Origin of the sequence: Pseudoprevotella muciniphila (genome assembly GCF_003265305.2) — a bacterium.
In the GTDB taxonomy this organism is placed as follows: Bacteria; Bacteroidota; Bacteroidia; order Bacteroidales; family Bacteroidaceae; genus Alloprevotella; species Alloprevotella muciniphila.
The window spans coordinates 60,849-76,171 of sequence record NZ_CP033459.1; the positions used below are offsets into that span (position 1 = coordinate 60,849).

4 protein-coding genes are annotated in these 15,323 nt (G+C 50.3%); all 4 read left to right on the forward strand.

Annotation, left to right across the window (positions count from 1 at the left end):
* The first annotated feature begins 58 nt into the window (after positions 1 to 58).
* Positions 59 to 11,089 carry a LamG-like jellyroll fold domain-containing protein gene (locus C7Y71_RS00330; protein WP_146739498.1) on the forward strand — a complete coding sequence of 3,677 codons (11,031 nt, stop codon included), beginning with the start codon at positions 59 to 61 and terminating at the stop codon, positions 11,087 to 11,089.
* Between the two features lie 93 nt (positions 11,090 to 11,182).
* A complete protein-coding gene (locus C7Y71_RS00335) occupies positions 11,183 to 11,968 on the forward strand; it encodes a hypothetical protein (RefSeq protein WP_146739499.1) in 786 nt (261 codons plus the stop codon).
* 208 nt (positions 11,969 to 12,176) lie between these two features.
* Positions 12,177 to 12,713 carry a hypothetical protein gene (locus C7Y71_RS00340; protein WP_111899324.1) on the forward strand — a complete coding sequence of 179 codons (537 nt, stop codon included), beginning with the start codon at positions 12,177 to 12,179 and terminating at the stop codon, positions 12,711 to 12,713.
* A gap of 116 nt (positions 12,714 to 12,829) precedes the next feature.
* Positions 12,830 to 15,295 (forward strand): phenylalanine--tRNA ligase subunit beta, encoded by a 2,466-nt coding sequence (gene pheT, locus C7Y71_RS00345; protein ID WP_111899325.1) that lies wholly within the window; start codon positions 12,830 to 12,832, stop codon positions 15,293 to 15,295.
* The last annotated feature ends 28 nt before the right edge of the window (positions 15,296 to 15,323 follow it).

A 15,323-nucleotide genomic window follows, 5' to 3' on the forward strand; every position in this document is an offset into this window, starting at 1 on the left:
AAACTATAAATCAAATGCAAATGTTATGTTTTCATTAAAACTATAAAATTATAAAATTATGTATCACAGCTTAAACCTTCTGCGAGGGCGGCGGTGGCTAATGCTACTGTTCCTCTTTCTGTGGTTGTTGCCTCATACTACGATGGCTGAGCGTTTCGTTGAGAAGACCTACCAGTATATGGTCATGCTCAACGGTGCGAACACCATACGTATCAAGGCGCCCGTCTACGACGAGGACCAGGATGACCACTGGGTGTGCAACGGCAACCTCTATGTAACGTGGACCGACGATAACGGCACGGTGCAAAAGAAAAGCCTACTGCATTTCGGATTTAATTATGGAAAGACCGGAAGAGGCTCCGGCGAAAAACAGAAAAGTCACGACAACAGCGACTCAACAGTGCCGATTTTCTTCGGAACTGAAGTGGGCGGTAGCCTCGACATCACACAGGGTAATTCAACGAACCACTTCACGCTCAAGAGTAGTGACGGAGAGTTGACCCGCAACATCTATGAGAATAACGATGGCGAAACCTACGAGTTTTCTGCCGTATGGCGCGTGCCCTACGACATGCTGGGAAAGAAGCTGAAGTTCGAGTGGGGTATCATGCTGGACTATACTAACGGAAAGGTATGGGATACAGACTACGAACTGACTGGATTCTCCGCAACGACCATCGATGTGCCGAAGGCGCAAGACAGAATTGTGCCCCAGGTTACCTCGCCAAGCATGTCGTACAGCAAGGAGGGTATGTTGGAAATCCCCTGGTTCATGGCAACCGACAAGATGACGAAGGCTCACTATGAATATACTGACCAGTACGGCAAGGTGCAGAAAGTGGATTTGTCGCCGAAGGCTACCAGCGATATCATCTATCTCGATGCCACGGTGCCTCACAAAGACTTCCACGTTGTTGTGAGTTACAAGGACAATCTGGACAACGACATCGAGGACGTGTCGTCGGTGGTGCAAGACCTGCCTGTCATCCATGCACCTTACGGCATGACGGTGCGCTCCTTGGACGACCTGAAGTCGAAGATGGAACTGACGTGGAAACTGGCGTATCCCAGTGTAAACGACTTGACTTACACTGACCAGTTCGTCATCCAGCGCTCGCTGACGGGCAAGGAGGAGGATTTCGAGGAAATTGGAATGGAGATGTATGCCCAGGGTATTACCTCGGACAGCCTTTACACCTTCGTTGACAGCACCCTCGTGCAGGCAATATCCGAGGCTCATCTGAATAATGGCGGCACGCTGGACAACCTGACCTACCGCGTGCGTCGCGCCATGACCGAGAACTGGGGCTGGGAGAACAACAATTGTGCCACCCGCGCCTCAACCGTGCTGAACGACCTGCACCTCCTGCGCATAGCTGACTATACGGCGCAGTGGGAAGATTCGCTTGCTTACACTGCTCGCGTGTCGTGGCAGTATGCCGAGGAGCCGGGAGCCTTGTGGGACGACCGGGCCCAGATGGTGCTGCGCGTCGTGATGAAAAACCGCGCCGGCGAGGTTGTCGATACCATGCGCTATGTACTGACTTCCACCGAGCGAGAGCAGCGCTACAAGGTGCTGACCTTCTTCAGGCCTTGCGTAACGTTCGACGTGGATTTGTTTGTGGAACGGGGCGAGTCGCCAATACATCATTTGGATGAACTGACCGACTTTTACGTCCCCATCCGCAGCGCATCAGACTGGCACAAATTCGCAGTGATGGTCAATGAGGCAAGAAATACTAAGGACATCAACGCCCGTCTCTATGCCGACATTGAAATCAGTGAACATGCAGGTGTTGACCCCGGTGCTTATTACCGTGGAATCTTTGACGGTAACGGCCACACGCTGACCTTCAACAAGTCGGACTGGACGGAGAGAGTTATAGCCCCCTTCCGCTATGCCGGCAATGCTACCATACGCAACCTGCACACCGCAGGTGCCATCAGCAGCAGCGAAAGGAATGTGGCGGGCCTCATTGGATTGGTCATTGAAGGAAGTACGGTTAACATTGAGAGTTGCCGCTCGTCAATGACCCTTAACACCACTTATAATGGTGCTTCAGACAATGGTGGCTTCGTGGGACGTTTGAGTGGAGCAAATATCGTGTTTCGCAACTGTAAGTTCGACGGCAGTTTTGAAGGACAAAATTGTTACGAGAACGGAGGCTACATAGGCTGGGTTGCACCCAACAGCAACGTAACTATTGAAAACAGCCTCTTCGAGCCCGACCATTTCAGTACCAAACTGTCTCAGTGTGCCACATGGGCATGTGTAGATCAAAGACCCGACGTAAACATCAAGCTGACGCTAACCAACAGTTATGCAACAACGGAGTTAACCGACCAGATTCCTACGATGGTCATCGATGGCAAGACCTTCATGGTGCTGCACAACGAAGCCGACTGGCTGAAATTTAAGGAAGCAGTGAAGACCAATGATTACACCAACGCCATCTTGGCTAACGACTTTACGATTAAAGATTGTGTCGCTTGGGATGGCGAGGGTACTTTCCGTGGCATCTTCGACGGCAATGGACATACACTGAATGTAAATCTCAATTCTGGTGGCGATTCTTTTGAAAGTTATAGCTTGTTCAGGAATGGTCAAGGTTGCACTATCAAGAACCTGCACTTAACTGGCAATATTAAGGGCGGTAACCACACTGCAGGTCTCGTGGGCATTGCAGGACAAGTGAACGGTAAGTGGACCGACATCTTTAACTGCCGTGTGTCGGCAAGTATAGAGAGTGTCAACAATCTTGTAGCTGGTTTTGTCGGACGCGGGACTCATGCAAACATTCGAAACTGTCTGTTCGACGGCACGCTCAAAATCAATGGCTTCGCTGGCTTTGCGGGCGTCTTCTTTGGTTTCAGAGATGGCGACGCAGGTGCCACCGTTACAGATGCTGCAGTACAAAACTGTCTGGATAGAGGTATCATTGGCAACATTGAGAATATTGGATTGAACATCAAGCCATGGACTTATTGGGGCAATGGTGAAAACCATAATACCAAAAACAACTATTCGCATAATAACGTGCGCGGAGCCAACAGCAGCAGTTCGATGTCTGCCAGCGCTTTGGTAAGCAATTTGGGCAGCGACAACTGGGAAGTGGTTGGCGACAAGGCTCTTCCCAAGATGTTTACCACCGAAATTATCGGTATCGTTACGCATCCGCTAAGCGATTTCGAGCCTTATTTCACCGAGGGATGGACAAAGGAGAGCAATACCATCAATCCCACCCAGACATCGGTGCCTTACCATGAATATATTGAAGTGAATACCAATCCGACGCTTCCCGACTTTTATCACGCCAGCAGCGGTAAGATAGATCGCGAACTGCTGACGACGACTCGTCAGAGCAGCGTGTTGTTGGCATGGAATACCGATGGCAACCCCATTGACTACTTTACCGTGTTTCGCCGCGTGAAGGGCGAGGGCGAAGATGCATGGGTGAAAGTGGCGACCAACATTTCGCAGACGAGCTATGAGGACAAGACCATTTCTCCTCTCGCGGTATATGAATATAAGGTAGTTGCAACAAACCAGTGTGAGGGAGTCTCTGAGTCCGAGACCAAAGTGGCAGTGGGTGAGAGCAAACACACAGGCCTCGTGGAAGGCTATGTGCGGTTCAACGACGGCACGGCTGCACCCGACATCAGGGTGGACGCCATCTATGACAACAATACGGTGAAGTACGCCTATACAGACGAGAGCGGCTATTTCGTCATCGACGAATTGTCGTACAACGGTAAGACATCCGTAGAGTATAAGATTGCACCCGTGAGCAAGGGCGGCGCCAAGTTTGAGGATGGCAAGAGCTCTTACTTGCTGACTTTCAATGCTACCAGCAACAGCGAGACGATAAGCGAGTTTATCATTACGAACGGCAAGCGCTTCTCGGGCTATGTGATGTACGACGGCACGAGCATCCCCGTGAAGGGTGCTAACTTCTTGGTTAACGGCAGAAAAATCCACAATAACAAGGGCGGCTATGTGGAGACTGACTACGATGGCAGTTTCTCATTCCGCTTGCTGCCGGGCGACAACACCATCCAGGCCGTGATGGACAATCACGTCTTCACCAACGGCGGATGGTATAAGAACAGCAACCTGCAGAACATCACTGACGACGTGTCAGGCGTCTACTTCTACGACTCAACGAAAGTGAAACTGACCGGCCGTATCGTTGGAGGCGAGGATCAAGGCATGAAGCCTTTAGACAACAACCTGTCGAAGAACAACCTTGGCGACTCACTGACGATGGTGCTTACCTTAGAGGGCGACAACACGTCGTGGCTGGTCTATGACAACCTGAACCCCAACAAGACACAGCGTGAGGAGATAGTGCGCCACACGCGAAACGGTAACAAGCACTACACAACGGTACTGACGCAGCGCAAGCGCATGGTGGTAAACCCAGACCCGAAAACGGGTGAGTACGTGCTGATGCTGCCGCCAGTGCGCTGGAAAGTGCAGCAGGTGTATTGCAAGGGATATCCCACACTGTTCCAGGAGGGACAGGTGAGCGAAATCATCGACTTGACCGACTGCCTTGTCAGCCATGACACCACCAGCGTAGGTACCTACAAGGATGTTGACGGCATATCAGTGAAAGACCCCAAACTGGAGTATCACGCCATCTATAACCGAATCTACCGTGCACCGGTGGAGGTAACCTACCGTCAGATAGGCTACGACGACTTCGACTACTTCGGCGACAAGAACTACATGGCGAGCAACTTGGCAGGCGTTCAGCGCATGGTGCCGCTCGCTTTCAAGAATCCCGAAGACGAGACGCAGGCACTCTATACATTCACTTTTCCTGTGTTCAGTCTGGAGCGTCGATACGGCATACAACTGCAGGTGGCAGAGCGCTATCTGTATAACAACGACCCGAGAACCGGCGCCCTGGATCTGGTGCGTTTGAGTGGAGGCAAGGCATTTATGCAGAACGGCATGAAGGCGGGCGCAGAAAAGGTGGAACAGGAACTGGACAGCCTGGGACAGGCGGTCTTCACTGTGCAGGCAGATCAGGTAACACAGTTGCTGACGGGTTTGGGTGCGTTGCGTACGGTAACCTTCACCGTGGAGCGCGACGGTACACTATATGAGGCTGAGCCGCTGCGCGGCTTCGTGCTAAACATGTTCCCCTTAGGTGAAGGCAAGGACATCCTGACCGAAGGACAGCCCATCCTCTTCGACATCCTGCGCGATCCACCGGGTGGATACAGCTCGGCATCACTGGCGAAGGGTGCCACCATCAACTATTCGTATATGATGAACCTCTCGCTGGCTGCCGGTCCGGTGCTGAGCATGACGTTAGGACAGAAGCAGGAGACGTTCTTAGGCACCGTGCAGGGAGCTATAGCCTCTGCACCGGGAGCTTACGCTGGTGCCACAACCGGCTACACGAGTATCTCAGACAACGGCTCCGCCACTGTGCAGGACTTCGTGTTCAACATGCAGGGCAGCAAAGCGTACTCCTACACGATGGTTCTCTCAAACGCAGTGAGCACCAGCAGCGACCCGTCGATGGTGGGTGCCGACGCCGACCTCTATATCGGCACTGTGCAGAATGTTACGGTAACGCCGATGTCAACCATACGCGCCATCACCGACAGCATGTACAACGAAATTCGCAGCCAACTGAGCATAGGACAATTGAGCCAGGAGGGACTGCTGTCCAAGTATGCGCAGTATGGCGACCTGGTGGAGATTGCCGAGGGCTTTGATGCCAATGGGGAGAAATTCCACTTGGTGCGCGACCTGTCGTTAGGTTATGGTCCGAAGCTGAAATCGAACTTCATTTATTCGCAGAAACAGTTGATAACGCAGATTATCCCTGCAAAGGCGAAAGAGATTCTCAACCTGATGTACACCGGCAGCAAGGCAGAGGCACAGGCTCTGGCAAACGCCACCCATAAGCCCGTCTATCTCTCGCTGCGTGAGCCGGACGACCCGATGTTCGCCTTGGTGAACACCAAGGAAATCTATGAACATCCCTACAACACCATCTACGATGAAGCGGAAGAAGGCATCAACTACCTTGTGGTGCTGCCAGAAGGTGCTAACGAGAGCGACTTCACCGACGAGGTGAAAGAGAAGTTCCAAATTATCTATGCCTGGGCGCAGATGATTAACCAGAACGAGCGTGAGAAACTGGGTGCCACCGACCTTGTGAACAACTACGACATTGCCGGTGCTGCGGGCGTAAACTACAGTGAAACCTACGATGCCAACTTCTCGGAGACCACCATGCAATACTTCCCCTTCGGCGTGCAGCCCGACTACTTTGAGAAATCAAAAGTGAGCGGCGCGTGGATGGCGGCTGTCAATGTGGGCTCGACTGCGCTCAGTGTTGTTGCTGCTGTCTTGGAAGCCTTGGTAACGAAAAACCCGACGGTGAAAACACCTCAAAATGAATGGTTGAAAACCGAAGGCAACAAAACTACGACTAATATCGAGTTCACTGGCTTGTTGTTCAGGTGGGCGCTCATGCCCGTGGTGAACATGATGACCGTTGGCACCCGATCAGAAGCCAAGGCTTACAACCGCACGGAGACCTTCACCATCGCTGTCGATCCGAACAGCCACTTGAACGTGGACGTTTATCGTGTGAAGCCGTGCAACACTTCGGTGTCCGCGACTAAAGTAGCGGCAACGGATGTCTTCACTAACGACAACTTCTATGCGACGTCAAACAAGGACCTCGAAAAGTTGACCGGCAGGATGAGTGGCGGGCAATTAGAAGTTGAAGGCCCGCGCAGTTTCGTTTATCGCACACGTGGTGGCTCAACCCAGAACCCGTGGGAAGACAGGCGCGTAACACAGTACTACAACCCAGGCACAGAATTGGATGCCCGTACGCTGAAGATTATCAACCCGAAGATTTATCTTGACAAGCAGAGCGTGAGCGGTGTCGCCATCGATGATGCAGCACGCTTTACCATAGTTGTGGCTAATGAGAGTGAGAAGCCAGAGGCTACCGATGGCTTAAGCATACTGCAACTGTATGCCGTGGATCAGACTAATTACAACGGTGCCAAGATCAGCGTCAATGGTCAGCCGCTGACCACTGCAGGCATGACCATTACAGCCATACCGGGCTTGCCTACCACTCTGCAAATGGAAGTGAGAGCAGGACAGGGCTTCGACTATGAAGGGCTGACCATCGGCGTGATGTCGCCCACTGACCCGGAACACACCTATGCCTTGACTTCGTTCGACGTACATTTCCTGCGTGAGGCAGGACCGGTGAACATCGCCACACCAGGCGACAAGTGGGTGCTGAACACCATGTCTCAGGTGGATGCTGACCGCGGCTGGTACATACCTGTTACCATCAACGGCTTCGACAGGCACCAGCACAACTTCGACCACATCGAGTTCCAGTACAAAGAGTCGCAGCGTGGCGATGACTCATGGACGAATCTCTGTTCGTTCTATGCCAACGACTCGCTGATGGCGACTGCCAACGGCGTGCGTAAAATGATTCCGGAGAACGGCAATATTATTACAGAGTTCTACGGTGAAGGCTGGGTAATGGAGCGGACGTACGACCTGCGGGCAGTGCTCTGCTGCCGCAACGGCAACGACTTCCTTACCACGTCGTCGAAGGTCATCAGTGGTATAAAGGACACGCGCCGTCCGCAACTGTTCGGAACACCAGAGCCGAAGAGCGGTCTGCTGACCAGCGGAGACGACATCGTGTTCAACTTCTCTGAAGACATTGAATATAACTATCTGAGTGCCATCACCAACTTTGAGGTGAAGGGCGAGGTAAACAACGACAACCTCTCCGAAATGGTAAGCGTGCAGTTTACAGGCGAGGCGAGTGTGGAGACCGAGGCAAAACGTAATTTCAGTGGCAAGGACCTGACCATCGACATGATGATTAAGCCAGCCGAAACTGGACGCGACATGCCGCTGTTCTCGCATGGCACGAACGGACAGGATTTGCAGTTGTGGCTGACCAAGGATTTCAAACTGAAGGCGGTGGTCAACGACCAGGAAATCGTCAGCGAAGAAGCGATTGGCAAGAACGCCTTCAACCAGGTGGCTGTGAGCATCAACCAGCAAGACAGCGTGCTGACCTTCTTCAATGGCGGCGTAGAGATTGGTAGCAACAGACTAAGAGGCCTGTACAGCGGCACGGGTACACTCATCTTTGGACGTACCAACGAGCAGAACCGCAACGATAGCCAGTACTACGAGGGTCGCATGATGGAGGCACGCCTGTGGTATGCTGCCATGGACGGCGGACTCATCGGCACTACCTACGGTAGCCGCCGACTGACTGGCTATGAGAGCAATCTCGTGGACTACTACCCGATGAATGAGGGTTCGGGCGACTATGCCATCGACCAAACACAGGGTGCCAATGCCAAGCTGATCGGAGCTTCGTGGGCCGTTCCACGCGGTCTGTCTCTGCATCTGGATAAGGCGGACAAGGGTATTCTGTTCGACAAGAACGCCATTAACCGTACCGCCGAGCAGGACTATACACTGATGTTCTGGTTCAAGACAGATGCTGACGGTAGCGGCGCACTGCTTTCCAACGGTCGCGGCATGAAAGAGGACAACGGCGCACAGAACATCTTCCACATCGGATTTGAGAACGACACGCTGAGATACCGTTCAAACGGCTTTGTCGCAGAAGTGCCGGGCAACTGGAGCGATGGCAAATGGCACAATTTCGCCATGACAGTGAACCGCGCCCGCAACGTTGCCAACATCTATGTAGATAAGGTGCTGCGCACAACGTTTGAAGCTGACTCAATCGGTGGAATCAGCGGTGGATATCCGCTCATCGGTGCTACTCGCTACGATGTGGTGAAAGATAACGGCGATGTAGAGGTGATGGACGGCACGGATGCCATGACGGGTAACATTGACGAACTGCTGTTCTTTGCCCAGGCTCTGCCGCAGAGACTCATCGAGACCTATGCCACGAAGAGTCCTAACGGCGACGAGGCGGGTCTGCTGACCTACCTGTCATTCGACCGCATCGAGCGCCAGAAGGACAACGACCTGGAACTCGTGCCCTATGCCTACAGCAAGAAAATCTATCTGGACGACCAGGGCAAGCCACGCTATCAGCTCGACCCGCTGACGAAGGAGCCTACCAACACGCTGGTGCGCGACTACTTGTTCGTGGATGAGATGGATGCCGTGCTGAAACACTTCGACCAGAGTCAGGCAGCCCCCGTAGTGCCTTACGAGGAAGTGAAGAACTTGAAGTTTGGCTTTATCGGCAGGGGTAACCAATTGCTACTAGACCTTGACGAGAATGCCGCAAGATTGAACCACCGCAACATCTACGTGACGGTGCGTGACATCGAGGACAAAAACGGCAACACGATGGCTTCCCCACAGACGGCTTGCTACTATGTGACCAACAGCAGCCTGCAGTGGCTCGTGAACAGACTGGACTATACTATTAAATATGGTAGCGGTGAGGGATGTGAACTGCCGTTCTACAACAACGGTGCCACTACCCACACATATAAGATAGAAAACTGTCCGAAGTGGCTCATGCTGAACAAGTACACCGATGTTATGGCGCCGCAGTCTTTGGATTATGTCTATGCAACGGTCAGCAAAGACCTGAACATAGGTACGTATAACGAGATTATCTATCTGACCGACGATGAGGGCATTACAGAACCGTTCTACCTGAATCTGACTGTCGAAGGCGATGTGCCAGATTGGGCACAGAACGTGAGTGGTGATCTCTTGCAGAACTCGATGATCATCAGCGGACAGGTGTATCTCTACGACGAACTCGATACCGATGCACGCGACATTGTGGGCGTATTTGATAGCGAAAACGTATGCCACGGCTTCGCCAACATCAGCAATGATCCACAGACGGGCGAGACAGGTCTTTTCCTGACTGTATATGACAGCGAAACGATCAAGGCTGACAGTTATCTGAGCTTCCGCCTGTGGCAGTACAGCACCGGACGCGAAATCGTGCTGATACCACAGGATTCTATCAAATTCGTGAAAGACGCCATGCTGGGCATCGATAAGCCCGTGCGCTTCGATGGCAGTGAGGCATTCGTGCAGAACTTTATGTTGCAGGAAGGCTGGAACTGGGTTTCGTTCAACGTGAAGAGCGACCAACTCAGCGACGTGAACACACTGTTGGGAAGCATGCACTGGAACGACGGCGACATCCTGACCGACATGAGTAGCGACCTGACGATGAACTACGAAGCAGCACAGAAGCAATGGATTGCCTCAGGAAGTACGGCAAATGTAGTCATCTCGCCGAAGAACGCCTATGCCATCAAGGTGAAAGAGGATTGCAAGTTCCCCATTGGAGGCACCATCATCAGGCAGGAAACTGAACGTACGATTGAACTGTCGAAGGGCTGGAATGCCATTGGCTATACACCGATGACGAACCTGAGTGTGGAGACCGCACTGAGCGACTACTACGATTACGCAGAACCAGGCGACGTGATAAAGAGCCACACAGAGTTTGCATACTTCACCAAGGCGGGCAACGTGGGACGATGGGTCGGCAGCCTGCAGTACATGAAGCCTGGAGAGGGCTACATGATGCTCCGCAAGGGCGATGCAGACGTCAAGTTTACCTATCCGTTCTTCGAACTGGACAGCAACTTCCGCGAGGACTGGACGGCAAGTGCAAATAGCAGCAGCGCTGCCAGGGCACGCAGCACGATGAACATCAGTGCCATAGTTGAAGGCTTTGACACGGAGGTGGGAGACCGACTGGTAGCTTACACCAATGGCGAAGAAGTTGGTGCAGCTCAACTCTCAACTCTCAACTCTGACCTCTCGACTGAATTCTTCATCAGCATCGCCAGCGAGCCTATGCAGGGCATCTGGTTCGCCATTGAACGCGAAGGTGAAATTGTCGCCACTACCGACGAGATCATGACCTTCAGGGCAAACGAAGTCATCGGTAGTCCTGACATGCCGACAGCCATCAATTTCGCGCAAACTGAGCACGAGGATGGCAAGTGGTACACCATCAGCGGTATCAGGCTGCAGAAGAAGCCGACGCAGAGTGGCATCTACATCTTCAACGGTCGTAAGATCGTGATTAAGTGAGCGACGAATTGAGTATGCTCGAGTTCGTCCGAAAGTAAACGAACTCGAGCTAAACTCAATGTTGTGGTTAAATAAAAGTAAATATTGAATATTATGAATAAGATCAAGTTAATGTTTCTTATGTTGGCAAGTCTCGTTCTGGCGGCAAGCTGCAGCGACGACGACCCCAACGACATCATCAACACCAACAACAACACGAATGCTTCTTACACGATGTCATTGCAGAGTGAGACCCCCGAGTGGCAAATTGACTGGAGCAACAATCAGGAACGCCCAAACTGGACGGAACCTGACGCCTCACTCTATGAAAACTGGACCATCCTGAAGGTGCAGATAGAGGATGAACTGAAACCCTACGTTTCCGACGGCGACCTGATGGCACTCTTCGTGAATAACGAAATACGTGCCCTGACCGGTCCTGCTGTCCCTGTTTCGGGTGGCCAGATTACAGGCAAGTTCCTAATGAAGGCTTATGGCAACGAGACGGGGTCGGAAACGGTGAACATGTCGCTGAAATACTACTGCCAGAAGCTGAATCACATCTTTACACTCTCTGACAACATCAGCCTGAACTCTGATGTAACAACTGGCATCGACGAGGTGTTCATCCCCGAATTTACCTACGGCTCTGCCAAGTATCCCGTGCAGAAGACTGTGGGAGTGGAGCCTCTCCTGACCAAAGTGGGTATTACACCCGTCAGCGGCAATATCGCAGGTGCCTTTGTGGGCAATGAATGCCGTGGTACGGTAACGCTCTCAACCTCCGGTAGTACACCGCTTCATATCTACGGGTGCAAAGCCGGAGAGTCTGTCACACTGAAATACTACGATGCTGCAAAGGGGGCATTGTATAACATCCCCAGCGCAGTGGCAATGTAATCTTTAAAGGGGTGTTCTATAAATTAGGTAATCACTTATTTTTAGAACACTCTTATATAAACAAGGTTTATAAAGATTTGAATGGACAGGCGGTAGCGGGTTCGACTCCCGCTACCGTCACACAAAGAAGAAGACAAAAGGAATGATAGCGAGGACAAAACAGATGTTATCATAAGGTATAAAATGACTATTTTTAAATTCTATAAATGTGCAGACAAGATTTAAAAGCAATGCCAAGATTTTCGATATCGTTATAACTGCTGTCGCCGGTATGCTGTCGATAGGTGTTATGCTCTATGGTGTGTTCCATTTCGGGCTGAGAGAGGCTTGGCCAGAACTCGTGCTCAATATGTTTTACATTTTCTGTCTGGTGATGATATGGATGTACTTTTTCAACCGGATTGACACCCATCGGTTCAATTATTGGTGTTCCATCTCGGTGGGAATAACGGTGTTGCTGCGCGATATACTCTTCCTGCCGCCTTTGGCAGATTATGCACTCCACCTGTCGTGTCTCGTCCTTGCTGTGCTGTTGCTCTGCACGCTGACTTACTTCTATGCACGCAAGAACTGGAAGAACTACACCAAGCGAAACCTGTGGCTCATCTGTATCATTGACATGCTCATTGCTGCACTCTACAACTATGCTATATTTCTGAAGCCATCAACGAATACACTGACTATCTGCTCACAGAAATCTGGATTCGTCCAACCATCACGTACGGACTCGTGGCATGTTTTGTAACAGAGGCGAAAAAAAAGAGCAAGAATTAATTGGATTTTTAACACTTAATTATTCAAACATTTTGCAGATTTTAGCATTTACAGTAACTTCGCGCAGTTTTCGAAAACAATACCAAAATGAATATATCTTATAAGTGGCTCAAAGAGTACGTTGATTGCAATTTGACGGCTCAAGAGGCAGCAGAAGCGCTCACAAGCATAGGGCTTGAAGTGGGTGCAGTAGAAGAAGTGCAAAGCATTCGAGGTGGGCTGAAAGGCCTCGTAGTGGCAGAGGTACTTACATGTGAACCTCATCCAAATAGCGACCACATGCACGTTACGACAGTCAACGTAGGAGGAGAAGTCCCTGTGCAGATTGTCTGTGGTGCACCAAATGTGGCAGCAGGACAGAAAGTGATTGTCGCCACCCTCGGTACAGTGCTTTACGATGGCGACAAAGAGTTTGTTATAAAGAAATCAAAACTTCGCGGAGTCGAAAGCAACGGCATGATTTGTGCTGAAGATGAAATAGGTGTCGGAACTTCTCATGACGGCATTATAGTATTGCCTCAAGATGCCATTGTGGGTACACCTGCAGCGGAATATTATAATCTTGAAAGCGATTGGCTCATCGAAGTGGATATCACGCCGAATAGGGCGGATGGTTGTTCACACTATGGAGTGGCACGTGATTTATACGCATGGCTTGTACGCAATGGCTATGAAACGTCACTTCACCGCCCAAGTGTGGATGGCTTTAAGGTAGATAACCATGACCTTGATATCGATATACGCATAGAGAATGCGGAGGCTTGCCCTCGTTATTGCGGTGTAACCATTATGGGCTGTGAGGTAAAAGAAAGTCCCGAGTGGTTGCAGAAGAAACTGACTACAATAGGACTTCGTCCAATAAACAACATCGTAGATATAACCAACTATATCATGTTTGCATACGGACAGCCATTACACTGTTTTGATGCTGATATGATAGAGGGTAAACAAGTCGTTGTAAAGACAATGCCAGAAGGCACACCCTTCGTGACGCTTGATGGAGAAGAACACAAATTGTCCGACCGCGACTTGGCTATTTGCAATGCCAAAGAACCTATGTGTATCGCTGGAGTTTTTGGTGGTAGAGGATCTGGAACTTACGAAACAACCACAAACGTCCTTCTTGAGAGTGCATACTTCCATCCCACATGGATTCGTAAAAGTGCACGTCGTCACGGACTTAGTACAGATTCTTCATTCCGCTTTGAACGTGGAATTGATCCCACACAACAAGTCTATGCACTGAAAGCTGCTGCCATGCTCGTAAAAGAGTTGGCTGGCGGAAAAATCTCAATGGATGTCAAAGATATTGTAGCACGTGAATTGCCACAATATTTTGAGGTAAATCTCGACTATAAATACGCCCATGACCTCATTGGAAAAGAAATCCCAGTTGATGTGATTAAGGAAATTGTAACATCGCTTGAGATGAAAATTGTGGAGGAAACCAAAGAGGGTATAAAACTTCATGTGCCTGCATATCGTGTAGATGTGCAGCGTCCGTGCGATGTCGTTGAAGATATACTCCGCATATATGGTTACAATAATGTGGAAATACCAACGAGCGTAAAGTCTTCGCTGACCATCCAAACAGACACAGACCGCTCGAACAAACTTCAGAATCTTATAAGTGAGCAACTTGTAGGTTGTGGCTTCCACGAAATGATGAACAATTCCCTGACAAAGGAAGCATATTATGCAAATCTGAAAACTTACGCGCTTAACAACCTCGTTAAGTTGATGAATCCTCTCAGTTCCGACCTGAATGTTCTGCGTCAGACTTTGCTTTTCGGAGGCCTTGAAAGCATACGACACAATGCCAATAGAAAGATGGCTAATCTTGCTTTTTTCGAGTTTGGTAATTGCTATCGATATGACGAAACACGGCGAAATCCTGAAAAAGCGCTCGCGCCATACAGTGAAGATGCACATCTTGGGCTATGGCTTACAGGTAAGCGTATTGAAGGCAGTTGGGCACATCCCGACGAAGATAGTTCAGTCTTTGAACTAAAAGCCTACGTCATGAATATCCTGACGCGACTTGGCGTGCAATTAAAGGCTTTGCTGATAAAGGAAGGTAACAACGATGTTTTCAGTAAGTCGTTGGCTATAACCGACAGGAACGGAAAAGTGTATGTGGAGTTTGGACAAGTTGCAAAAGCCGTAACTGCTCAGTTTGACCTTGGCAGCGATGTGTATTATGCTGATTTGAACTGGACACTGATCATGAGAGCCACGCGCAAAAACACCATTTCCTTCAAGGAAATTAGCAAATATCCTGCTGTTAGTCGCGACTTGGCATTACTCGTCGACAAGACGGTTGAATTTGCCCAAATCGAGCAGATAGCATACGCTACCGAAAAGAAGTTGCTTAAGAAAGTAACGCTCTTTGATGTTTATGAAGGTAAAAACCTTGAGACAGGCAAGAAAAGTTATGCGGTGAATTTTACCTTGCAAGACGACCAGAAGACGATGAATGACAAACAGACTGATGCAATAATGCAGAAGATTATAAACAGTCTGGAAAAACAACTCGGAGCAAAACTAAGATAAATAATCAAACATAATAACGAATATTACA